The 22,503-nt window shown below is 56.7% G+C and carries 20 protein-coding genes and 1 pseudogene; 9 read left to right on the top strand and 12 right to left on the bottom strand.

The features are described 5' to 3' along the window. Positions 1 to 116 precede the first annotated feature (116 nt). From ACR0B5_RS14705 to ACR0B5_RS14675, 7 genes and pseudogenes are all read left to right on the top strand, one after another. Positions 117 to 1,850, top strand: coding sequence for an amidohydrolase (locus tag ACR0B5_RS14705; protein WP_480541368.1), 1,734 nt, complete (start codon positions 117 to 119; stop codon positions 1,848 to 1,850). Between the two features lie 24 nt (positions 1,851 to 1,874). Beyond that, positions 1,875 to 2,183: a GNAT family N-acetyltransferase gene (locus tag ACR0B5_RS14700; RefSeq protein ID WP_170644293.1), complete on the top strand. Its 309-nt coding sequence runs from the start codon at positions 1,875 to 1,877 to the stop codon at positions 2,181 to 2,183. Beyond that, entirely contained in the window at positions 2,167 to 3,777 is a 1,611-nt protein-coding gene (locus tag ACR0B5_RS14695; protein WP_480541366.1) for an MFS transporter, read from the top strand. The genes ACR0B5_RS14700 and ACR0B5_RS14695 overlap by 17 nt, the downstream gene beginning before the upstream one ends. Then, positions 3,774 to 4,676 (top strand): efflux RND transporter periplasmic adaptor subunit, encoded by a 903-nt coding sequence (locus tag ACR0B5_RS14690; protein WP_480541364.1) that lies wholly within the window; start codon positions 3,774 to 3,776, stop codon positions 4,674 to 4,676. The genes ACR0B5_RS14695 and ACR0B5_RS14690 overlap by 4 nt, the downstream gene beginning before the upstream one ends. Before the next feature lie 55 nt (positions 4,677 to 4,731). Continuing rightward, positions 4,732 to 5,184 (top strand): (2Fe-2S)-binding protein, encoded by a 453-nt coding sequence (locus ACR0B5_RS14685; RefSeq protein WP_039531882.1) that lies wholly within the window; start codon positions 4,732 to 4,734, stop codon positions 5,182 to 5,184. Position 5,185: 1 nt separating this feature from the next. After that, positions 5,186 to 7,366, top strand: a complete 2,181-nt coding sequence (locus tag ACR0B5_RS14680; RefSeq protein WP_480541362.1) for a xanthine dehydrogenase family protein molybdopterin-binding subunit — start codon at positions 5,186 to 5,188, stop codon at positions 7,364 to 7,366. A gap of 83 nt (positions 7,367 to 7,449) precedes the next feature. Further along, positions 7,450 to 8,427 (top strand): annotated as a pseudogene (locus ACR0B5_RS14675) (pirin family protein). A 46-nt stretch (positions 8,428 to 8,473) separates the two neighbouring features. Here the strand turns inward: ACR0B5_RS14675 and ACR0B5_RS14670 are convergent. Genes ACR0B5_RS14670 through ACR0B5_RS14625 form a run of 10 tightly spaced genes read right to left on the bottom strand, consistent with a single transcriptional unit; the run spans position 8,474 to position 18,359 of the window. Beyond that, a complete protein-coding gene (locus tag ACR0B5_RS14670; RefSeq protein WP_480541360.1) occupies positions 8,474 to 9,295 on the bottom strand; it encodes a 3-oxoadipate:acetyl-CoA acetyltransferase in 822 nt (273 codons plus the stop codon). A 1-nt stretch (position 9,296) separates the two neighbouring features. Further along, positions 9,297 to 10,181 (bottom strand): intradiol ring-cleavage dioxygenase, encoded by an 885-nt coding sequence (locus ACR0B5_RS14665; protein ID WP_480541358.1) that lies wholly within the window; start codon positions 10,179 to 10,181, stop codon positions 9,297 to 9,299. Between the two features lie 39 nt (positions 10,182 to 10,220). Beyond that, positions 10,221 to 11,978, bottom strand: coding sequence for an FAD-dependent oxidoreductase (locus ACR0B5_RS14660; RefSeq protein ID WP_480541356.1), 1,758 nt, complete (start codon positions 11,976 to 11,978; stop codon positions 10,221 to 10,223). A gap of 28 nt (positions 11,979 to 12,006) precedes the next feature. Further along, on the bottom strand, positions 12,007 to 12,588 hold the full coding sequence (locus ACR0B5_RS14655; protein ID WP_170377154.1) for a VOC family protein: 582 nt from the start codon (positions 12,586 to 12,588) through the stop codon (positions 12,007 to 12,009). A 3-nt stretch (positions 12,589 to 12,591) separates the two neighbouring features. After that, entirely contained in the window at positions 12,592 to 13,659 is a 1,068-nt protein-coding gene (locus ACR0B5_RS14650) for a branched-chain amino acid ABC transporter permease (protein ID WP_480541354.1), read from the bottom strand. Beyond that, a complete protein-coding gene (locus tag ACR0B5_RS14645) occupies positions 13,659 to 14,522 on the bottom strand; it encodes a branched-chain amino acid ABC transporter permease (RefSeq protein WP_170377152.1) in 864 nt (287 codons plus the stop codon). The genes ACR0B5_RS14650 and ACR0B5_RS14645 overlap by 1 nt, the downstream gene beginning before the upstream one ends. Further along, positions 14,519 to 15,229 (bottom strand): branched-chain amino acid ABC transporter ATP-binding protein, encoded by a 711-nt coding sequence (locus ACR0B5_RS14640; protein WP_170377150.1) that lies wholly within the window; start codon positions 15,227 to 15,229, stop codon positions 14,519 to 14,521. Before ACR0B5_RS14640 ends, ACR0B5_RS14645 begins: the two co-directional genes overlap by 4 nt. Beyond that, the gene (locus ACR0B5_RS14635) at positions 15,229 to 15,948 is read right to left on the bottom strand and encodes an ABC transporter ATP-binding protein (RefSeq protein ID WP_480541351.1); all 720 of its coding nucleotides are present in this window, start codon (positions 15,946 to 15,948) and stop codon (positions 15,229 to 15,231) included. The genes ACR0B5_RS14640 and ACR0B5_RS14635 overlap by 1 nt, the downstream gene beginning before the upstream one ends. Before the next feature lie 49 nt (positions 15,949 to 15,997). Continuing rightward, on the bottom strand, positions 15,998 to 17,272 hold the full coding sequence (locus ACR0B5_RS14630) for an ABC transporter substrate-binding protein (protein WP_480541349.1): 1,275 nt from the start codon (positions 17,270 to 17,272) through the stop codon (positions 15,998 to 16,000). A gap of 25 nt (positions 17,273 to 17,297) precedes the next feature. Further along, on the bottom strand, positions 17,298 to 18,359 hold the full coding sequence (locus ACR0B5_RS14625) for a maleylacetate reductase (protein WP_480541347.1): 1,062 nt from the start codon (positions 18,357 to 18,359) through the stop codon (positions 17,298 to 17,300). Between the two features lie 105 nt (positions 18,360 to 18,464). Between ACR0B5_RS14625 and ACR0B5_RS14620 the strand changes: the two genes are divergently transcribed. Together ACR0B5_RS14620 and ACR0B5_RS14615 are read left to right on the top strand one after the other, a co-directional pair. Further along, entirely contained in the window at positions 18,465 to 19,394 is a 930-nt protein-coding gene (locus tag ACR0B5_RS14620) for a LysR family transcriptional regulator (RefSeq protein ID WP_480541345.1), read from the top strand. Between the two features lie 702 nt (positions 19,395 to 20,096). Continuing rightward, positions 20,097 to 20,459, top strand: a complete 363-nt coding sequence (locus ACR0B5_RS14615; RefSeq protein ID WP_480541343.1) for a DDE-type integrase/transposase/recombinase — start codon at positions 20,097 to 20,099, stop codon at positions 20,457 to 20,459. Positions 20,460 to 20,624: 165 nt separating this feature from the next. On the opposite strand, the gene ACR0B5_RS14610 is transcribed toward ACR0B5_RS14615, so the two are convergent. Then, complete coding sequence (locus ACR0B5_RS14610) at positions 20,625 to 21,722, bottom strand: Gfo/Idh/MocA family protein (RefSeq protein WP_480541341.1); 1,098 nt, start codon at positions 21,720 to 21,722, stop codon at positions 20,625 to 20,627. A gap of 12 nt (positions 21,723 to 21,734) precedes the next feature. After that, a complete protein-coding gene (locus tag ACR0B5_RS14605; RefSeq protein WP_480541339.1) occupies positions 21,735 to 22,445 on the bottom strand; it encodes a GntR family transcriptional regulator in 711 nt (236 codons plus the stop codon). Positions 22,446 to 22,503: the final 58 nt, after the last annotated feature.

The raw sequence follows: 22,503 nt of genomic DNA, 5'->3' as shown, positions 1-22,503 counted from the left end.
CGCTCGGTTCCTTCATCCCTCCCCATGAAACCGAGCGGGAGAATTTCCAAACCTCTCTCAATCTGTGCCCCAGCAGTGGGCACCGACCACTCCCGCTTTGCCAAAGGATGCGCACCATGGCCGCCCCAGACACGATACTCTTCAACGGCAAGATCACGACGATGGATCCCGACAGGCCCGAAGCAAGCGCTGTGGCCGTTTCAGGGGATCAGATCACCGCCGTTGGAACAGACAAGGACATGCTTGGGCTTGCGGGTCCGGAAACTGAGACCATTGATCTGGGCGGTCAGCGTGTAATTCCCGGTCTAATCGACAGCCATACGCATATCATCCGACAAGGCAACAACTTCGCGATGGAGCTGCGCTGGGACCACGTTCCGTCGCTTGCCGACGGTCTCCGCATGCTGAAGGCTCAGGCAGAGCGCACTCCTGCCGGGCAATGGATCCGCGTGGTTGGTGGTTGGTCCGTCGATCAATTCGCCGAAAAGCGGTTGCCGACCATTGATGAGATCAATGCAGTTGCGCCTGATGTGCCTGTCTACGTGTTGCATCTCTATGATCGGGCCTGGTTGAACAAAGCCGCCCTGCGTGCAATCGGCATCGACAAACATTTCTACGAGCCGTTTGTCTCAGGGCGTCTGGAGCGGGATGATCAGGGCAACCCGACTGGTCTCGCGATGGCGCGCCCCAACGCGCAACCGCTTTACGCGTTGTTGGATATGGCCCCCAAGCTGGATTTCGAACAGCAGGTCACCTCGACCAAGCACTACTTCAAGGCGCTGAATGGTCTTGGATTGACCTCGGCTTTGGATTGCGCGGGTGGGTTCCTGAACTATCCAGATGACTACGGCGTCATCACCGAGTTGAACAAACGCGGCGAGCAAACCGTACGCATCGGCTATCAGCTATTTGCTCAGCGTCCGATGTTTGAGTTGGACGATTTCAAACGCTGGAATGACATCGTCAAGCCAGACGAAGGAAACGACTACCTGAAATGCGTGGGCGCGGGCGAAATGCTGGTCGCATCGGCCTATGATTTCGAAGATTTCAGCTACCCGCGCCCCGATCTACCCAAGCGGATGGAAGGGGACCTCAGGCCGGTACTCGAGTTCCTGTTCGAGAACCGCTGGCCGATCCGGTTCCACTGCACTTACGAGGAAAGCGCCCACCGGTTGCTGAGCCTTATTGAAGAGGTCGGCCGTGACAAAGGGCTGGAGGAGCTGAATTGGATTTTCGATCACGGTGAGACGATCTCAGAATCTACAATGGAGTGGGTTGCCCGTCTGGGCGGCGGTATCAGCTATCAAAACCGCATCGCCTTTCAAACCACAGCCTATCGCGACCGTTACGGCGAAGATGCCCTGCGCGAGGTCATGCCGGTCAAGAAGATGATGGCCTCGGGTGTGCCTCTGGCTGCTGGCACGGATGCGACGCGGGTGTCGTCCTATAATCCGTGGTTGGCCATTCACTGGGCCGTTTCTGGCAAAGGTCGTGGCGGAGACGTCATCTGGAGTGCAGCGAACCGCTTGGATCGGCACGACGCGCTGCGTCATTGGACCGCCGCCGGGGCTTGGTTCAGCCGAGAAGCGGGAAAGAAAGGTCAGATCAAGGCGGGTCAATGGGCGGATATCGCCGTGCTCGACCGGGACTATTTCTCGATCGCCGAGGATGAGATCACCGAAATCGAGGCCGACCTGACACTGACGGGCGGCAAGATCGTGCATGCCAAGGCTCGATTTGCGGCGCATGCGCCTGCCCCACTGCCAGAGCTTCCGGATTGGTCACCCGTTCCAATTTTCGGCGCTCCCGGCACTTCGACGCAAAGCCAAGGCAGCCTTGCCGCTGAATAGCGGCAAGACCTCAGGAGATTTCCCATGTTGGACGATCAAAAGCTAAAAATCACTTACAGCGAAAGCGATACAAAAGCACGGTACGGCGCCTCAGTTTCCGGGATCGTGAGCGAGGCGGAACTGACGCTGTCAAAAGTCACGCCCAGCCTCGTTATCGCCGACCACACGTTTGTTCCGGAAGAGTTGCGTGGTCGCGGCTTGGCTCGGACGTTGGCCGCGCAACTTGTGGCGGACGCGCGCGACAAGGGTCTCCGCATTGTACCTCTTTGCCCGTTTGTGCGGTCCTACGCCGAAAGAAACCGCGAGGAGTTGGCAGATGTCATCCAGTGGTAGCATCGCAAAACCTGCACCTGCGGCATCAAACTCGGCTTGGGCCCCGTTCAAACATCGGGCGTTTGCGCTCCTTTGGATTGCGACCCTGATCTCCAACGTTGGCACGTGGATGCATGATGTGGGCGCTGGGTGGTTGATGACGACGCTCAATTCATCTCCGGCGGTCGTCTCATTGGTGCAGGCGGCAACAACCTTGCCTGTGTTCATCTTCGCTTTATACGCCGGTACTCTGGCGGATCGGTTGGACAAACGCAAGCTGTTGATCACAGTGAACGTGGTGCTTCTGGTGCTGGTTTCGGTGCTCACCGTGCTGGTTCAGCTTGAACTGGTAACACCGACGCTGCTGATCCTGTTCACGTTGGCCATCGGAACTGGCACCGCCTTCATGGCTCCGGCCTGGCAAGCGATCGTGCCAACTCTGGTGCCGCGTGATGCGTTGCAGCCAGCCATTGCCTTGAATTCAATGGGCATCAACATCAGCCGCGCGATCGGCCCTGCCTTGGCGGGCGTTTTGATTGCATCGGTCAGTTTGGCGGCGCCTTTTGCGGTCAACGCAGTCAGCTATCTCGTGATCATTGGCGCTCTGTTATTGTGGAAGCATGACGGCAGTGTATCGAAGACATCTCAGCCTGTTATCAACGCGATGATGACTGGCATGCGGCACGTCGCACATAACGGCCCGCTCAAGGCCACGTTGATCCGATCCTTTGCCTTCTTCATCTTTGCCTCAGCCTATTGGGCTCTGCTGCCGCTGGTCGTCCGAACGATCGAAGGTGGCGGGGCGACGCTGTATGGTTTGTTGCTGACTTTGATCGGTGCAGGCGCTGTTGCGGGTGCTTTGACACTTCCGCAGTTCCGAGCGAAGCTTGATGCAAGCACGACAGCTGCAGGCGGCACCATCGGCACCGCCGTTGCCATGGCAATTCTCGCAACGGCGACAACCCCTCCTCTGGCCTATATCGCCGCACTATTGGGTGGCTTTAGCTGGATTGCCGTTCTCACCACGTTCAATGTGTCGGCGCAGACCGCGCTGCCCAACTGGGTCAGGGCCCGAGGATTGTCTGTGAATCTGATGGTGTTCTTCGGGTCCATGGCGTTTGGATCAGCATTCTGGGGTCAGGTGGCCACGGCAACATCTGTTTCGATCACCTTGCTGATCGCAGCAGGCGGTTTGATCGTCGGCTTGATTCTGACGCGCAAATTCCAGCTTGGTCAGGGCGAAGATCTGGACCTGACGCCCTCTATGCATTGGCCTGCACCACAGGTTGCCCTTGAAGAGGACGGCTTGGCATCGCGCGGTCCTGTAATGGTAGAAGTCGAGTATCGCATCCGACCCGAGGACGAAGCTGTGTTCCTGTCCGCACTTCAGGACTGGTCGGGCGAGCGCTGGCGCGACGGAGCCTATGATTGGCGCGTTTTCCAAAGTGCAGAAGAGCCTGAGCTATGGGTCGAAGCCTTCATGGTTTCTTCTTGGGAGGAACATCTGGCCCAGCATGAGCGTGTGTCACATCAGGATCGGGACATTCAACAGACTGTCGCAGCCTTCGATACCCGTGAAAGCGGACCCGTCGTTCGTCATCTGATCGCACCATGATGAGAGTGTTTGCGATGCAATGGAAACTGGTCACCCAAAGGCCCGTTCTTTCGGCCACAGTCCTCGCGGCTTTGTTCTGGGCCCATGCGCCTGACCTGGCATCCGCGGGTGGTGCGGAGTTTGAAGGTCGTATCGAAGCAATCGAACGGTCGGACGTCTATAGCCGGGCGGAGGGCATTGTCGAAGAAGTTCTGGTTGAGCAAGGCGACTATGTCGAAGCGGGCACGCCATTGCTGCAGCTTCGAAACGATCTGGAGAAACTGGCAGTCGATGCCGCGCGTGCAGAGTTGGCTAAGGCCGATGCTCTATTGCTTCAAGCCCGAGATAAGCTGGAACGCGCAGCCCAGCTCTCAACGCGAGGAGCAGCAACAGAGGTCGCCTTGTTGGACGCTAAAACCAATCTGGCTTTGGCTGAGGCCGAAAGGGCCTTGGCGGAAACCGAGTTGGAGATCGCGCAAACCAACTACGACGACACGCTCGTAAGTGCGCCGATCTCAGGACATGTTGAAGACCCGCGTGTTGGACCCGGTTCGCTAGTCGAGTTCAATTCGGGCGACCCGCCTCTGTTTCAACTCGTAAATCTGAACAGCCTGCGCGTTGTTTTCGAGCTTCCCTATGCCCATTGGGTTTCTGGGTTGAACACGAGCAACACGCGCTCAGAGGAGTTATCAGATTCTGGCCGGTTTCGTGTTGAAACGGAGGTCGGTCGGGTTCTGGCTATTGCAATTCCGCTCACCGGATCGGCGGTCTGGTTCGATGAAAACAGCGGAAAAATTCGCGTGTGGGCAGATCTGGAAAACCCCGATCAAACGTTGCGACCGGGAATGAAAGTTCGTGTCACGCCCATGGTCCACCCAGTCACCGGCGCCGAGCAAGACCACTCCATGGTCAGGCCATGACGAAATCCACTCCACAAGACCCCCGCAACATCAGGCATCACAAGGACTGTTCCAAATGATCAAATTCGAATTGAACGGCCGACCCGTAGAGGTTGATAACCCCCCTGACGAAATGTTGCTGCTGGTCCTTCGAGATACGCTCAAACTCAAGGGTACGAAATACGGATGCGGTGCAGCCATGTGTGGAGCCTGCACGGTGCATGTGGATGGTGTGGCGAGCTTCGCGTGTCAGATGTCGGTTAGCGACGTGGAGGATGCGCAAGTCACGACGATCGAAGGATTGTCCGAAGACGGCTCGCATCCTGTTCAGAGGGCCTGGATCGAAGAGCAGGTCGCACAATGCGGCTATTGCCAGTCGGGTCAGATCATGCGCGCGGCGGCACTTCTGGCGGACAATCCATCCCCGACACGACAGGAAATTGTCGATGAGATGAGCGCGAACCTCTGTCGCTGCGGGACGTATAACCGCATTTTCAAAGCCATCGAACGCGCAGCCAAGGAGGTTTGAGATGAATATGACCATGAACCGCCGCGGGTTTCTACAAGGCGCTGCTGGACTGACATTTTTCATCGGTGCGGGAGGGATCTCGTCTGTCCGAGCAGAGGCAGCTGCTGGCACTCTGGATGTCAATCACTGGTTGACGATCCGGGCCGATGGAAGCATCCGGATCGTCTTCCCTTCGACCGAAATGGGGCAAAGCAGCTACTCCACGTTACCGCAAATCCTTGCTGAAGAACTTGATGCAGCTTGGGACGACGTTGAGATCGAACAGCTAAACGCTGATGATCGACGCTTTGGGAATCAGCTGTTTGGCGGTGTTCTATATACGGCTGGCAGCACCGGAACGCAGTTCTATTTTGACCCGATGCGCAAGGCGGGCGCGCAGGCGCGCGACGTTTTGCTGCAAATCGCAGCACGTGAATGGGCTGTGGACAAAGCCAGCCTTAGGACCGAACCAAGTGTTGTTTTGGGTCCCGATGGCCAACTGGCCAGCTATGGTGAACTGGCGGCGCTCGGTTTGACAGATGTGACGGTGCCAGATGCTGAGAACGTGCCGCTGAAAGACCCATCCGCGTTTCGGATCATCGGGCAAGACCTGCCGCGTCGCGACGTTCCGGCCAAAAGCACAGGTCAGGCTGAATATGCCATTGATGTGGAAGTGCCCAATATGGCCTATGCGGCGGTCCTACGCGCACCAGTCGAGGACGAAGTACCGCTTTCCATCAACGACGTTACCGCACGCGAGGTACCGGGCGTCATCGTCATCGTGACTGTACCGGACGGTGTCGCCGTCGTCGCTGAAAGCCTGTGGTCTGCCTTGGGGGCACGGGGTTTGCTTGAGGTCGAATGGTCCACCACCTCACCCTTCCGAACCTCAAACAGCGAAGAGACGCTGGCCGAATACGCCGCTGCTGTTAGCGCCCCGGACGCGTCGGGTGCAACCTGGGCTGAAAAAGGCGACGCCCCTGCAGCTATTGGCAACGCTGACCGTCAGTTTTCGCAGCTTTATTTGTCGGACTATGCCTACCATGCTCAGATTGAGCCGATGGCGGCTGTCGCCGATGTCGATGCGGATGGGCAAGGTGCCGAGGTTTGGGCGGGCACGCAAACGCAGTCGTGGACTGTGCGGACTGTGTCCGAGGTGCTGGGTATCTCCGTCGAAAACGTTCGACTGAACATGATGACGATGGGCGGAGGCTTTGGTCGACGCACAGCCCTGATGCAAAACTATGTGCGCGATGCGGTGCTGTGCTCAAAGGCCGTTGGACGCCCTGTCAAAGTGATCTGGCCGCGTGAAGACGACGTGAAGCAGGGGACTTTCCGCCCCGCTGCGGCCCAAAAGCTTGAGGCCGGGCTGACAGCGGACGGAAAACTGGACGGGTGGTATCACAAGGTCGCCACACCAACCGTGATCGGATTTTTCAATCCCGTACGTTGGGATGCGGTGAACCCGAACGATGTGATCTCAATGCGGGGTGCCGAGAGCAAGTTCTATGGGATCAAGGATTTCCGCGCCGATCACCTCATTATGGACCGGCACGCCCGCCTTGCCCCCTATCGCGGTATTGGCGCGTCCTATACGGCCTTTGCGGCAGAATGTTTTATGGATGAATTGGCAGAACAGGCCGGGCGGGATCCATTGGATTTCCGGTTAGACCTTGTATCAGAAAACCCGCGTGGGCGGCACCTGCTTGAGAAGGTGGCCGAGATGTCTGATTGGCAAAATCGGGGCGATCGAAACCTAGGGCTTTCTTTTGCTGGCTACAGCTCGTCCATGGCCGCAGGTGTGGCGGAAGTTGAAGTCGACGCGGACAGTGGAGAGATCCAGATCACCAACTTCTGGGCCGCGATAGATGCGGGCCTGATTGTCACGCCGGACAACGCCCTCAATCAGATCGAAGGTGGCATCGCGTTCGGTATCTCGATGGCTCTTTCCGAAAAGATCGACATCGAAAAAGGTGAGGTGGTGCAGAGCAATTTCTGGGACTACGAGATCACACGCGCGTCACAGATGCCGGATATCGAGATCTACGTCGCAGAGGTCGATGCGCCGCCAGTTGGTGTTGGCGAGGTTGGCACTCCGATGGTGCCCGCAGCCATTGCCAACGCGTTCTATGCCGCCCAAGGCAAGCGCCTGCGCCACATGCCCTTTACTCCTGATCGCGTCACCGCCACGCTGGAAACGTAACGGGCTGAAAAGATGCTGCCGGTCATTTCCTTTGACCGGCGGCGCATTTGCCAAGACCCAACTACAGACAAAGGACCCAATGTATGAGTTGGAACCCCACGCATAACCCTGAGTGCCCAAATGCTTCGGCAGACAGTGTTGAAACTCTGATTATTCCGCGCGCCCGTGATCTTGGTGGGTTTGACGTCAGGCGTGCATTGCCCGCGCCCGAACGCTAGATGGTTGGACCGTTCATCTTTTTCGACCAGATGGGCCCGGCCGAGTTCGTCACGGAAGGCGGTATAGACGTTCGCCCTCATCCGCATATCGGTCTTGGAACCGTAACCTATTTGTATGATGGCGAGTTTGAGCATCGCGACAGCCTGGGTACTCATCAGATGATCTATCCGGCCGAAGTGAACTGGATGGTCGCGGGCAAGGGCGTCACACATTCGGAACGCACCAGCGCGGAAACACGGGCCAAGCGCAATAGGTTGTTCGGGATTCAGACCTGGATCGCGTTGCCAAAAGACCGGGAAGACATGACGCCAGACTTTGAACACCATAAGAACGCGGCGCTACCGGAGCTTCAAGATACGGGCATACAAGCAAAACTCATACTCGGATCGGCCTATGGCAAATCCAGCCCCGTGACGATGCAGTCCGAGACGTTTTACGTCGACGTCATTCTTTCGCCGGGTGCGCATTTTCCATTGCCGGACGATCAGGAAGACCGTGGAATCTACGTCACTGAAGGGTCAGTTGAGGTTGCTGGCGACGTCTTCCACGCCGGTCAAATGATGGTCTTTCGGCCCGGTGATAAAATCAGCGTTCGGGCTGGTGAAAAGGGTACGCGTCTCATGGCGCTGGGCGGGGCAACCCTGAGCGAGGAGCGTTACATCTGGTGGAACTTCGTTTCATCATCCCGAGACAGGATCGAGGAAGCCAAAGAGGCATGGAAGGCGGCGGATTGGGCCAATGGCCCCTTCAAACTGCCACCGGGTGACGACACCGAGCATATCCCGATTACGCCAGAACTAGAGCAAACCTTGCCCGATAGAAAAACCGAGCCTTCGGCCTGACTGTTAGACCGGGTTTGTCGGATTTCTAAATTGCGCAAAACTCGGTCTAGAGGCCCAAAATATTTCGTGCCTGTTCCGCTGTTGCAACCGGACGGTTGTATTTGGCACAGATCTCAGCAGTGCGCTTTACAAGCGCTGCATTTGATGGTGCCAGCGTATTGCGATCTAGGCGTACGTTGTCTTCGAGGCCGGTTCGCCCGTGGCCACCTGACGAAATCGCCCAGTGGTTAAGAACCTCCTGCTGGGCACCAATGCCTGCAGCGCACCAAGGGGCACCCGGAAACAGCCGGTCAACTGTTTTCACATAGAAATCGAATACGTCCCGATCCGCAGGCATCGCGTTTTTTACACCCATGACAAATTGCACATAAGGCGTGTCTTTGATTTGACCTTTCTTGTGCATCTCGGCCGCCTTCAGGATATGGCTCAGATCGAAGGCTTCGATCTCTGGTTTGACATCATAAGTCATCATCTCGGCCGCCAGCCAATCGACGAGATCGGGTGGATTTTCGTAGACGCGCGTGGGGAAGTTGTTCGATCCAACCGACAACGACGCCATATCCGGCCGCAATGGCAACATGCCGCCGCGCGTCTTACCCGCCCCCGATCGCCCTCCTGTCGAAAACTGGATGATCATGCCAGGGCAGTGTTTCTCAAGCCCCTCTTTCAACCTCGCGAACTTTTCCGGGTCGCTCGATGGCGTCTCGTCATCATTTCGAACATGGGCATGGCAGATGGATGCCCCTGCCTCAAAAGCGGCCTGTGTGCTTTCGACTTGTTCCTCGACTGTTATGGGCACAGCCGGGTTATTGGCCTTGGTTGGCAAGGACCCGGTTATTGCAACGCAGATGATGCAGGGGTCTGACATCTCAGGCCTCTTTCGGTGCGAGGACAAAGTCGAATTCGACATCCCAATAGGGACCTTCAAAGCCAACTTCCGCAGATCGCGCCGGATCATCGACCCGGTTGAATTCGGCGATCAGGCTTTCTTTGACCCCAAATACCGCATCCGAGTTGATGTACTGATCATCGGGGTCAAAGATATGAGTGGTCAGGTCGTCGTAGCCGCCTTTTGAAACGATGTAGTGTAGGTGTGCTGGTCGGTACGGGTGTCGACCAAGACGCTTCAACAGATCGCCAACCGGCCCGTCATCTGGGATTGGATAGTTCTTTGGCCGCACCGCACGGAACCAATAGGTTCCATCAGCACCGGTCGTGAAGACGCCGCGCAGGTTGAAATCAGGCTGAATGCCTTTCTGTTGTACGTCGTAAAACCCGTCATCATTGGCTTGCCAGACATCAATCTTTACGCCTTCCAACGGGTTGCCATCCACATCGGTGACACGGCCCCGCACGACCATGTCCTCGCCCTTTTGGTCGAGACAAATATTGTGTCCCATCTCGTATTCCGGGGCACCTCCTACATGGAAAGGGCCCAGTACAGTATTCTCGGAGGCCCCGGTGGGGCGGCGTGAGTTCACGGCATCCACCAGCATCGACACGCCCAGAACATCGGACAGAAGAATGTACTCCTGCCGCCAGTCATCGCACATGTGCCCAACTTTGGTCAGGAACATGATCGCCTCGAACCATTCCTGTTGCGTCGGTTCAATCTCCTTCACGGCTTCATGGAGCTTTCGCGTGATGACCTCCATCACCTGCTTCAGCCGTTCGCTTTCTGCGTTTTTGTTGCGTGCCGTGACGACCTCGGCCGAGTTTTCCTCGGTGAAGTATCCCATCTCATGCGAGTCCATTTTGGCCTCCTGACTTGTGTAAGTTTGCTCCAGATTGGCTCATCGCGAAAGCACCGTGGTCAGCGCGCGCCGCAGTTCGGCTTCGGCATCCGCGGCCATATCGGCTGAGCGCCACGCAATATGTTGATCAGGACGGACCAACAAACAGCCCGTATCCGAAATCTCCGACGCGCGTGCCCAATCCCCAGTGTGGTCGACATAAGTCTGGCGCGGGCCGATAACGTGACAGCGAATGGGCATGCCAAGTTCTCTCGAAACGGTCTCGGCCGCCGTTACCCAAGCCTCTCCACCAATCCCGGTCAGCACGGTGAAATCTCCGCGACCGCACAAATCCAGAGTTGAATGCTTGTTCCCTGTATCATGATCAAACACCCAGACATGTGGAATGCGCGCACCGGGCCAAGTCGTCGGCTGGTAGTGCAGCTCAGCATCCTGATCAAAACCGGGATTGGCTTGACCATCCGGTTCAATCGCACAGGAGTCGTAGCGCTGGTTCATTTCAACGCCATGCGCATCGAACTCATATTTCTTAAAGGCAATCGCCTCGCGAATGGCCTGTCTTTGCGCCGCAGCTTCAGGCGTTGATCCTGTGCGAGCCTCTAGATTGCTTTGCATGACCTCTGGATCGACGCCTTCGGCCATTCCGAGCGATTCAAAGATGGGACCGAATTCACCGATGGATTGGTTGGCCCGTGTGACGATCTGTTTTGCTACCGGAGCGCGCTCTTCGCTGTAGCTGTCCAGCAGGTCCACTCCGGCATGGCCTTTCAGGACGGCGGCCAGTTTCCAGGCGAGGTTGAAACTGTCCTGAATTGAGGTGTTCGACCCCAGCCCGTTTGACGGAGGGTGTCGGTGCGCCGCGTCACCCATTATGAACACGCGATCCTTTTGCATATGGGTCGCGTACATATTGTTGACGGTCCAGGTGTTGGCGCTGATCAGTTCGATCTCAAGCTCGGGGTCGCCAACCAGTTGCCGTGCAACCTGAGTGGCCATGGCCTCGTCCACCTCTGGGGCGGGTTGGTTGATGTCATAGCCCCAAACGATGAGCCATTCGTTCCATGGGCGGACCATGCGGACCAAACCCATACCGATGCCACCGACATTCGCACCCGGTTGCATCACCCAATAGAGGACCGATGGCCGATGCGCCACGTATTTGCTGAGATCGGCCCGGAACAGGATATTCATCGATCCGCCAACGCCCATCTGACCTTCGAAAGGCAGACCGGCATGTTCGGCGACCAGAGAATTGCCCCCGTCGGCACCGACAAGGTATTTTGAACGGATCGTGATTTCTTCGCCCGACAAACGATCCAAACACGTCGTCGTCACGCCTTCTGCGTCCTGCTCATGGCGCAAGTATTCGGTGCTCATGCGCGCTTGAGTGCCACGGCGACACGCGGTGCCAAACAGGATCGGTTCCATGAATGTTTGCGGTAGGTCGTTCATCATGGTCGGGCTGGACAACAGGTGTTCAGCCTTGGACAGAGGATGATTGCCCCAACTTTTCATCCGCCCGATTTCCTCACCGGCGAGGCTTTCGCAGAACACGTTTTCGCCCATCAGATCCTGATGCGCGGCGTGCATATAGGCTTCGGCCTCGACCTCATGACCAAGGTCGCGCAGCACCTCCATCGTGCGCTGATTGGTGATATGTGCCCGCGGCGTATTGGCCAGCCAGCGATAGCGGTTGATGACCATGTTCTCGACGCCATAGCTCGACAGCAAAGCCGCCGTTGCGGAACCCGCTGGTCCGGTCCCGATGATCAGGACATCCGTTGTGATGGTGGCCATAAGCTCTCTCCCTTGTTCTTTGACTTTCTCAGGACCGCGGATCCCAGAGGCGGCCGTCATATTCGGCCTCATAGGCTTTGCCGTCCGGGTAGCTGACCAATTCCAGCTGCATGCCCCAGGGGGCGAGGAAATAGACCCAGGTTTCGCCAGCGCTTGGCCCGTCGGTCATGGTTGTCGGGTTGCCTAGGACCTCAATGCCCTTATCCTGCAAATAGCTGACGGCACCTTCCATATCGGCGGTATAAAACGCGATATGATGCCCGCCGATATCTGAGTTTCGCGGCAGTTTCGTATCCTGATCCGGCGCGGTATATTCGAAGATCTCGAAATTTGCGCCATTGCCGCAGCGTACCAGCCGCATCGTCGGGATCTCGGCCTTGGCGTCCACGTTTAGATGGTCCGCCATCCAAGTGCTGTCACCGCCCGAGAACGGTCCCAACGGGTAGAACACATTGCAACCGATGACGTCCTGAAAGAAGGTGACGGCCTCATCGACACTCGGGACTGTAAATCCCACGTGGTCTGTGCCCGTCATTCCCGGCAGGGAGCTGCCCGCAAATGCGCCAGTTCCCAATGCTGTGACTGCGACCGTCAATGCGAGTGTTTTCATGGATCAATCCTCCTTGTTCGACTGAGCGCCAATCACCAGACGACGGCGCACGGGGAATATTTGAAGCCCGGTTTTCTCAGAGATCAGCCCCCAGATGCCGCGCGGTGCGAAGAGCATGACGGCGATCCCGATCAGCCCGAGCACCATGAGATACCAGGAACCGTAGTCAGCGAGCAGGCTTTGCAAGATGAAGAAGATCAGCACGCCCAGAATCGGGCCTTCGATGGTGCCGATGCCTCCGATCACGACGATGAAAATCACGTAAGCCGTCCAGTCGGTGACCGAGAACGCCGCATCCGGTGAAATCCGCAGTTTCTGAACGTAAATCAGAGCGCCCGTTAGTCCCGTTCCAGCGGCTGAGACCAGGTAGACCAGCCATTTCATCCGCACTGCATCGACGCCGACGGATTTCGCTGCTTCGACGTTGTCCCGCACCGCCGCCAGCGCCAGCCCACGCTTTGTTCTGAGCAGCCAGTAGATGCCCGCAATCGTTGCGATCACCAGCGCCAAGGCCAACCAATACGTCAGGATATCCCGCGCTGCCGCGCCGCGAACGTCAAACGTGTTTTGGATCCACTCGGTGGCCCACATCTCACGCGTTGCGGTGCGCGGCAGAGAGGTTCCAGTACCGCCGCCGAGCACTTTCCATTGTGCCACCAGCAGGCGCATGACCTCGGCGATGACCCACGTTCCGATGGCGAAATAGGCACCTTGCAAGCGGAAGGCGAAGAAGGCTGTGGGTATGGCTACGATCAGGGCCGCAACGCCGCCCAGCAGGATTGCCGGAACCGGGTCCATACCCCAAAGGATGACGCCGCCGAACATGGCGTAGGCCCCCATGCCCACGAAGGCTTGCTGGCCGACGGACACAAGGCCACCATACCCCGCCAGCAGGTTCCAGAACTGCGCCAGAACCAACATGGTGAAGATGAAGAATAGGTCTTGAATCAACCCCCTGCTGGCAAATGTCGGCAGCAGGATGAACAGGATGATCAGGGCGACGCAGACGGCACCGGCACTGTAGGACGCGCGGGTCTGCGTTTGGACGCGGTACATCGAAGTATCAGTCATCAGTCCACCGCCCTTGGAAACAGGCCTCTGGGTTTGATCAGAAGCACGATGAGAAACGCCAGGTGGCCAGCCAGGATTTGCCATTCGGGGTTGATTGCTGCGCCGACAGTCTGGGCGACGCCGATAATGATGCCTCCAATCAGAGTGCCCCACAGGCTGCCGAGGCCACCAATAATCACGGCCTCAAAGGCGTAGATTAGGCGCGCTGGGCCGATATTGGGGTCAAAGTTTGCCCGCATTCCCAGATAAAGCGCGGCCAAGGTCACCACGAGCATTGCGATCGCGGTCGCAGTGGCGAAGATACGTTCTGGCCGGATTCCCATTAGACCCGCTGTCACCGCATCATCCGAAGTCGCGCGGAACGCCCGCCCCAATTCCGTTCGATAGAAAAGCTGGTTCAGGCCGACGATGACAAGGATTGCCGAGGCAAAGGTCAGCAGCGGCAGTACGCCGAGGTTCAGCCCGCCCATCTGAACGGAAGCCGTTGCAATCTCACCCGCAGGCAAACGTTGGCTATCGGCTGAAAACCCTTCGAGCAGAGCGTTTTGCAAGACGACCGACAGACCGAATGTCACAAGCAAAGGCGGCAGGATATCAGGCCCCAGCACGCGATTCAGCACATGTCTCTGCAAAGCCCAACCCACGCCAAACATGATTGGTGCGGCAACGATCGCTGCCAGAAACGGTGAAAGCCCAAGCAAAGAGACCAGCAGAAGGATCAGATAGGCGGCAAAGACGATGAGATCGCCATGGGCCAGATTGACCAAACGCATTATCCCGAACACAAGGCTCAGGCCTGCCGCGAACAGCGCATAGAGACCGCCTAAAAGAACGCCCTGAATGATGGTGTCGATCCAGATCATGCGGCGGCTCCTCCGAAATAGGCGTCGTGAATGGCCTCGCGGCTGAGCGTGTCTGCGGTGCCTTCCAGCGTGACGCGACCCTCCATCATGCAGTAGACGCGGTCTGCGACGTTCATCGCCTGGCCGATGTCCTGCTCTACCACGATCAGGCTGGCTCCGGCCTCCTGAATGCGGGGGACGGCATCGTAGATGTCTTTGATGACCACCGGCGCGAGGCCAAGGCTGATCTCGTCACAGAGCAGAACACGGGGATTGCTCATCAGCGCGCGACCGATTGCAACCATCTGCTGTTGCCCGCCAGACAGGGCTGTGCCGGGATGGTTTCGGCGCTCTTCCAGGATCGGGAACAGGTCGTAGATTGTTTGCAAAGACCAATGGCCAGATACCTTGCGGCCATAGGTTCCGATCAGCAAGTTTTCCTCGACACTTAGGGAAGGAAACAGCCGACGCCCTTCGGGCACCATGGCCACCCCACGCGCCATAATTTCGTCGGCGGCCAAGCTTCCTATGGGTTGCCCATCAAATCGCACTTGGTCGGACCCGTTGGTCAGAACGCCAGAGATTGATCGCATGAGGGTCGATTTCCCGGCCCCGTTTGCCCCGATGATGGCAACGGTTTCACCTTCGTCCAGATGGACATCCACGCCGAACAGGGCTTGGAAATCGCCATAGTGGGCGGTCAGCGCGTGGGTCTCTAACAGGCTCATCAGACTTCGATCCCCAGATAGATTTCTTTAACTTCCCGGCTGTTCATGATCTCATCCGGCTCGCCGAGGCCGATGACCTTGCCGAAATCCAGAACCAGCAGCCGTTCGACGACCGAGGTGAGCGCATGCAGAACGTGTTCAATCCAGATGATCGTGACGCCACTGCTGTGCAGTCCTTTGATCGTATTGATCAGTGCTGTGCATTCCGCGTCGGTCAGCCCCCCGGCAATCTCGTCCAGCAGCAATAGCTTTGGATTGGTTGCCATCGCGCGGGCCAACTCCAACCGCTTGCGTTGCAACAGCCGCAATCCACCGGCCGTGTCATTGGCCACATCCAACAACTCCGTTTGCTCTAGAATACGGGCGCAGTCCTGTTCGACCTCGTGTTCGGATTTGCTCTGCCCATGCGTCGCGGCCACCAGCAGGTTTTCGAACACCGTCAGATGATCAAACGGCTGAGGGATCTGGAACGAGCGCCCAATACCCGACAAGCAGCGCTGCATCGGCGGCACACGCGTCACGTCAGCCCCGTCGAAATGGATTGATCCAGCATCAGAGGTCAGATTGCCCGTTATCAGATTGAACAGCGTCGACTTACCCGCCCCATTCGGACCAATGATCCCAAGGGCCTGCCCCTGCTCGACATCAAAACTGACATCGTCAGTGACGGTGAGCGCACCGAAGCTTTTTGAGACGTTTTTGAGCGAAAGAATGGTCATACCGGTCTTCCTGCCCCGGACAGGGTCCGAGGCGCTGGTTTCATTGCGATCAAGAGATTTCTTCCATCACGCCCGCTGTCGGAATTTCGGGTGCAGCGGAGTTGTCGACGATCACGAGGTCATAGCTGCCATTGTCGAGCAGCCTCCACTGCCCTCCGACCAAGGGCGTTTTCGCAACGTTCTGCGCAGCGAAGGGAGGCAGGCCCGCGCCATCAAAGGCGATCCGGCCAACGATCGAGTCCAGCTGCGTAGCTGCGATAGCCTCGGCTACGGCATCGCCATCACCCGCGTCATCAACACGTCCCATGACGTTCGCAGCCATTTCGAACAACGCGTGTACAAATCCGATAGGCTGGGTCCACTGGCGGCTTGTGGCGGCCATGTAACCCTGAGCCAGTTCAGCTGAACTCGCACCGGTGAGCGATGACGAGAACGGATGCGTAGGCGACCACCACACCTCGGAACTCAGGTTGTTGCCTGAGTTGCCCAGGGCCTCAACCGCCTGCGGGAACAGGATGGCTTTGCCGATGCTCGCCGCCTTGGGGGTAAAACCTTGCTGCTTGGCCTGGCTCCAGAAGGTGGTGAAGTCAGGCGGGATCGGGACGCCAGTTACGATTTCGACATTTGCTTGGCGGAACGCGTTAATCTGGGCCGAGAAATCGTCGGTCAGGTTCTGGTACCGTCCGGGATCTGTCAGGCTATATCCCAACTCGGATAGAACCGGCGGGAAACCTACATTCGGATCGCCCCAGGCATTGCCATCGCCGTCATTCGGGAACAACGCACCGACCTGCTTGTTGGTCTCCAATTGGCCCCACATCGCCGTAAAGACCGAGATCACATCCTCAAGGCCCCAGAAGAAGTGATAGGCGTAGTAGAACGGCTCCCAACTGGCTGGATCGCCGGGATTGCCCTGTTGGCCGATGAACCACGGCTGCCATGGGGCAACAGTGGAAATACACGGAACTTCCTCGGCCTCACATGTCGAGGCAACCGGGTTGGTCGTTTCGGGAGTCGAGGCGACCAGCATCAGGTCGATCTCATCATCCACGATCAACTCGCCCGCCACGTCTGCTGCACGGTTCGGGTTCGACTGGCTGTCTTTGACGATGACTTCGAAATTCGCACCGGCCTCAGATGCGGCGAAATTGTCGAGAATAAACTTGTCGGCCTCAGAGAAGGCGGCCAGAGGACCTGATTGCGGGCTGACATAGCCCAGCTTGATCTTGGCGCCCTGAGCGATAGCGGGCGCGGCGAGCGTGCCGGCGGCTAGCCCGAGACCGGTTGCAGCGCTGGATTGCAGCAATTTGCGTCGTGTGATCATGTGTCCCTCCCTTGACACGGTGAAGTCAAACGCTTGGGGCGTTTCCCGCCCACGCGTTTTGAAGAAGCGCCCGCAGCCCATCAGCAGTGACCGGCTGCGGGTTCCAATACGGGTTCTTGAGTGCGATTTCGGTGGCGCGATCCAGATCGGCCTCAGACAGGCCAAAGTCTCTAAGAGCCATTGGTGCGCCCATGGATTTGGAAAAATCCCAAAGCGCCTGACCTGGCTCAGAACCGCCTAGGATGTCCGACACGGGTGCCAGCAGCTTCGGCACACCCATCGCATTGTAGGCGATGGCGTGGGGCAGAACGATCGCGTGGGTTTCCGCGTGCGGCAGATTGAAGGACCCACCCAGCGTATGGCAAAGCTTGTGATGCAACGCCATTCCAACCAGACCAAGCACTGTGCCGCAGGCCCATGCACCACGCTGCGTTTCTTCTCTTGCTTTCAGGTCGCCGGGGTTTGCCACAACGGTCGGCAGGCCTTCTGCAAACGCCTTCAGGCCGTCGATCGCCAATTCCGTGGTCTGATCCGTACGATCCTTGGCATAAAGCGCTTCGGCTGCATGAGCCATTGCGTTCAAGGCGCTGGTCACGGTCATCGCGGACGGCAATGACGCCACAAGTTCGGGATCGTACAGGATGACGCGGGGCAGAACCTTTGGGTCTGTAAGGGTGGTTTTTATGCCGTCCTCAGTCTGACCGAGGATCGGAGTTGCCTCGCTGCCGGCATATGTTGTCGGGATGGCGATTTGTGGCAAAGAGGTCCGAAGGGCAATCGCCTTGCCTAAGCCAATCGTCGAACCTCCACCGATAGAGACAATGCTATCGGCGTTGACAGACAACGCGTGTTCAACTGCTTCTTCGGTCACGCCGACCGGGGTGTGCATTGTTGCTCGAGTGAACACGCCTGCAGCACGATCCCCAACAGTTGTCGCAAGCTCCATTGCCATATCGACTTGCTGAGGCGTCGACAGGATCAGCGCCTTATTCGATCCCAGCTCCGCCAACTCCGCGCAGATGTCGTTGCGCAAACCTGCGCCGAACCGGACTTTCTGGCCATTGATGCTGTTGGTGCTGAGAGCCATTGGGCGGGTTCCTGACAAGCGATGGATTGCGGGTCTGGAGGGAAGGCTAGCAGGCAAAGACAGAACTCTTGATCGAATTATCGACCATCAATATAACTTTGCGTTATGAAGCTTGATCCAAGACATCTCGAGATTCTTGCCGCTATTGTCGAGGCCGGAGGGTTGACCGAAGGCGCTGCTTTACTTGGGAAATCTCAACCCAGTGTCTCCAGAAGCGTCGCTCTTTTGGAGGACAGGGTGGGAGAGCCCCTATTCCTGCCGACCCGAAGACCTTTGCAACCCACTGAACTTGGTCTGGCGCTTGCTCAGGAAGGTCAAAGAATCTTAGGCGCGGGTCGCCATGCAAGCCGCGTTGTGGACGAGTACCGTCAGGGCATTGCCGGTGCAGTGCGGGTTGCGGGTACGCCGATCTTCATGGATGGTGTTATCTCGAACGTGATTGCAGAGTTTCAGGCCGAGTATCCCAATATTCGGATCGACCAATCCTACGGATACCCCACTGAACTTTTGTCCCAGTTGTCCGCTGAAACTCTGGACTTGGCCATTCTTCCTATGCGCCCGGCAGATGTGTCTGATGAGTACGAGTTTCGTCAAATCCTGCCTGGCCGAAACGTCATTGCGTGCCGTGTTGGGCACCCATTGGCGCGCAAGAAAGAGGTGAAGCTGGAAGATATCACCGAGTTTTCCTGGATCGCGCCACCTGCGAACAGCCCGCTGTTTCGTGATTTGCGAAACACGCTGGACGGTATTGGTATGCGAGATCTCAAAATCAGTTTCACAGGCGGGTCTTTGAGTGCGGTTGTGAACGTTCTGACGGGCTCAGACTCCCTAACCGTTTTGCCTTTTTCGGTGGTCTTCATGATGCAACGGCAAAAAACTTTGGCAGCGCTTCCGATAAAAATCGGTGATCCTGACCGACACTTGGGTTGCGTAACGTTAAGCGCCCGAAGCATGCCAGCTTCGTCAAACCGCGTGCTTGAGTTCATAAAGCAGAAGTTCGAAATGCTTGATCGGTTGATTTGTAGCGCGGGATGATCTCTCTGACCGGTCTCGCCTGATAAAACACGAGAGATTGAGTTGCTTTGTGAAGCCCGCGCAAAGTTTTAGACGGATGTTGTTCAATGCGTGCAGCCTTGGGGATCCTATTGGGTTTAGTGGACCTCTGTATATTCTTAGGTCAGGGATGTTTGACGTTTGGGTAAGGAATGAATGACGAGATTCACCGATTTCCTGAGGTTTTGAATTTCAATTTAAGGCAGTAGTCAGTGACGTTATACATTTCTTGTTAGACGTCAGACGAATTTGACCTTTGCGTCATAAATGGATCCAAAACCACCCTTTTGTACTCCATTGGACAGTTTCGTTCGATCTGACTTCCCTTCCGGAAATCAGGTCTGATTTGTAGATCAGACAGCGAAGCCGCCAGTTCCAACCAATCTGCCACGTGGCGAATGCGTGAGACGGCATGCTAATGCTATTCGACAGGAGTGGTGCAACCCTCAGACGCCGTAGAAACGACGACCTTGTCAAATAGAGTTGCCCGAGGGTGACTGTGGTGTGCGAGTTAAACACGCCACATTGAATAGGTGTGTTGTGAAATACTCACCAATGCCCGCAGCTCATGCGCAATAATTGAAGCGTCCAACTCAGAATTGCTGGCGCATGAACGAAACTTAAACACATATGCGCGGTAAGTGGATGTATCTAGTTGACCAGTCGGAAAAGTGGGAAATATAATTGATTTCAAGCCGCCCGAGCGACGAGATCGTCATACAGCGATTAAGTTGTTTGGCAAAACCCCGTCGTCAAAACGGGATCCCAAACAAAATCGTCATAGACAAGCGTGGCGGCAATGCAGCGGGCATTCGAGAAGTAAACAGAATCCCGAAGCATTTCGGTTGTGCGGCTAAAATACGGACGATCAGGCGCAAAGGCTTGAAGAAAATTAAAGAGAAGGATCACTGTTTCATAAGCCGATGCGTTCGGGACATGTGTGGGCTCCAGTCCTTCAGAACGACTTCTGCCACACTGGATGGCATTGAGGTTGCCGATATGATCCGAAAAAACGATGCAAACTTTGGCTGTGGGACTTTTGCTTAGATTGCAGAAAAACTGCGCCTAGCGCAATGTTGGCTCCGGTATTGTAAAACGATTGCAACAGAACCCAGTCAGGTACTGTTGCAAACTTCGCCGCATGTATTAAGTCGCAAGCAGTTTTGGAGGCGTTCGTTCGAATATGATAGGAGAAGAACGTGACTATCCCGTTCAATCGACCATGTACACCGTTTCGCCCGTGTCTATCGCCCGTTGCGCCGCTTGCCCCATCCTGACCGCCCAGAGGCCGTCGTTCAAACTTACGTCCGGCTTAGCTTTTTCGCCACGAAGCAAGGCGAAGAAACCTTTGTGCTGATAGTAGGTCGACCCATTATGATCCCCAGCCGCCAAAATGTTTGGGTCCACCGGAACGTCCATTGATACAGGGCCTTTGGGATTGCGCGGACTCACGATTACGCGCGGAGGCGGAGGGGCGCCCAAGTGATCCTGCCAAAAGCGCACCGGTCCTGGAACCAGCGCTTCGATTTTAGCGTCTGGTCCGACGGCTGATATCTCTTCCTGATAGCGTGAGCCTTCGGCGAACATGCAAAGTTCCAACATCGCGCGCGCACCCGAGGCAAAATCGACAAGAACATAGCCGTGATCCAGAATATCTGGGGTTTGACCATCATAGCTCTCGTCCAAATGGTTCACCGCCTGCCCGCCACTTGCGGTTATGCGTATCGGGTCGGATTGCAATATCAGCCGCATGAGATCGAAGAAGTGGCAGCATTTTTCGACAAAAGTGCCGCCAGTATTGCGGTTGAATCGGTTCCAGTGGCCGACCTTGTCCAGGAACGGAAAACGATGCTCGCGGATCGACAACATTTTTATACCACCTGTCACCTGAGCCTTCTCGATCAGAGCAGCAACTGGTGGCATGTACCGGTATTCCATCGCAACCCAAATCGGGCAGGGGTAGTCGCGCTGCAACTGCTCGAGTCGGGCCACGTCTTTCGGGTCGGTGAACAATGGCTTTTCTACCAAAAGCGGAAGCGGACGTGTTTCCGCAATTTCGCAAATCTGGTCCACATGAAGATGGTTTGGGCTAACAATGACGACGCAGTCCAGTTCTTCAATCGCCAGAAGCTCTTGTACGGAACCCACCATGGCCGCATTTGGCGCAATTGCCTTGGCGGCATTTGCCATCTCTGAATTGGGCTCAAAGATCGCTGCTACATTGGTGCCTTCCAGCAATCCGATGTTGTGCAGGTGCTCTTGCCCCATCATGCCGCATCCAATCAGCCCGTAATTGATGGTCCGGGTCATGTGCGATTCCTTTTACTTCAAGCGTTGTACGTAGTTGGCCCGATCTGGGTCGAACCATGTTTTTGAGAATTCAACGGGTTCGGCGTTTTCCGACCAGCTGAACCGCTCGATGTAGCCTACCGATTGGCCCGCTGGTTTGGTGAAGTCAGGAGGTGTCCAGTCCGGTAGCGGTTGGACCGAGACTCTGTCTTCGGCTCTTGCGATCCAAAAGCCCAATTGGCGCTGATAGTAGCGATAGAGTGAGTCGGACAGCAGGCTCTGGTTGATCAGGCCTGCTGATTCGTCGAGCCAAATTTCCTCGACTGCGATGATTGTATCATTCAGGTAGCGCATCCGCCGGACACGCGAACCAGCATCAGAAGCCCCGAATTTCGGCAGATTGGCCGGCTTCTTCAGATGGTCAACTGACAGGACATCCGCACGTGGCAGGCCGCCCCCTTCCGGTAGCTCCAGCCTGAACATTGCATAAACGCTATTTTGTGTGCCGGTTTCGCGGATGTAATTGCCTGAGCCCTGGATACGCTCCAACATCCCCTTTTTTTCTAGCTCCGAGAGCGATTTTCGGAGAGTTCCAACCGAGACATTCAACTCCGCCGCCATCTCACGCTCGGGTGGCAAACGCTCGCCATCGATTAGGCGACCAGCCGCGACGTCGCGGATCAGGAGTTCCGCGATCTGAATATATACCGGCAGGGCATTTGGGTTTCGGTTGGAGGCAGACACGGTCGACGCTTCACTCGGTCGCAGGAAAAATTGATACACTATTGATCTACATCAAAGC

The organism is Ruegeria sp. AG1 (genome assembly GCF_056541705.1).
The sequence above is the reverse complement of the archived record's forward strand: the minus strand, read 5'-3'. Positions and strand labels throughout refer to the sequence as shown.

What these genes read in the sequence shown, in the direction of transcription:
- ACR0B5_RS14705 (WP_480541368.1), top strand. Translation starts at nt 117, where the DNA reads ATGGCCGCCCCAGACACGATACTCTTCAACGGCAAGATCACGACGATG.
- ACR0B5_RS14700 (WP_170644293.1), top strand. Translation starts at nt 1,875, where the DNA reads ATGTTGGACGATCAAAAGCTAAAAATCACTTACAGCGAAAGCGATACA.
- ACR0B5_RS14695 (WP_480541366.1), top strand. Translation starts at nt 2,167, where the DNA reads ATGTCATCCAGTGGTAGCATCGCAAAACCTGCACCTGCGGCATCAAAC.
- ACR0B5_RS14690 (WP_480541364.1), top strand. Translation starts at nt 3,774, where the DNA reads ATGATGAGAGTGTTTGCGATGCAATGGAAACTGGTCACCCAAAGGCCC.
- ACR0B5_RS14685 (WP_039531882.1), top strand. Translation starts at nt 4,732, where the DNA reads ATGATCAAATTCGAATTGAACGGCCGACCCGTAGAGGTTGATAACCCC.
- ACR0B5_RS14680 (WP_480541362.1), top strand. Translation starts at nt 5,186, where the DNA reads ATGAATATGACCATGAACCGCCGCGGGTTTCTACAAGGCGCTGCTGGA.
- ACR0B5_RS14670 (WP_480541360.1), bottom strand. Translation starts at nt 9,295, where the DNA reads ATGTCAGACCCCTGCATCATCTGCGTTGCAATAACCGGGTCCTTGCCA.
- ACR0B5_RS14665 (WP_480541358.1), bottom strand. Translation starts at nt 10,181, where the DNA reads ATGGACTCGCATGAGATGGGATACTTCACCGAGGAAAACTCGGCCGAG.
- ACR0B5_RS14660 (WP_480541356.1), bottom strand. Translation starts at nt 11,978, where the DNA reads ATGGCCACCATCACAACGGATGTCCTGATCATCGGGACCGGACCAGCG.
- ACR0B5_RS14655 (WP_170377154.1), bottom strand. Translation starts at nt 12,588, where the DNA reads ATGAAAACACTCGCATTGACGGTCGCAGTCACAGCATTGGGAACTGGC.
- ACR0B5_RS14650 (WP_480541354.1), bottom strand. Translation starts at nt 13,659, where the DNA reads ATGACTGATACTTCGATGTACCGCGTCCAAACGCAGACCCGCGCGTCC.
- ACR0B5_RS14645 (WP_170377152.1), bottom strand. Translation starts at nt 14,522, where the DNA reads ATGATCTGGATCGACACCATCATTCAGGGCGTTCTTTTAGGCGGTCTC.
- ACR0B5_RS14640 (WP_170377150.1), bottom strand. Translation starts at nt 15,229, where the DNA reads ATGAGCCTGTTAGAGACCCACGCGCTGACCGCCCACTATGGCGATTTC.
- ACR0B5_RS14635 (WP_480541351.1), bottom strand. Translation starts at nt 15,948, where the DNA reads ATGACCATTCTTTCGCTCAAAAACGTCTCAAAAAGCTTCGGTGCGCTC.
- ACR0B5_RS14630 (WP_480541349.1), bottom strand. Translation starts at nt 17,272, where the DNA reads ATGATCACACGACGCAAATTGCTGCAATCCAGCGCTGCAACCGGTCTC.
- ACR0B5_RS14625 (WP_480541347.1), bottom strand. Translation starts at nt 18,359, where the DNA reads ATGGCTCTCAGCACCAACAGCATCAATGGCCAGAAAGTCCGGTTCGGC.
- ACR0B5_RS14620 (WP_480541345.1), top strand. Translation starts at nt 18,465, where the DNA reads ATGAAGCTTGATCCAAGACATCTCGAGATTCTTGCCGCTATTGTCGAG.
- ACR0B5_RS14610 (WP_480541341.1), bottom strand. Translation starts at nt 21,722, where the DNA reads ATGACCCGGACCATCAATTACGGGCTGATTGGATGCGGCATGATGGGG.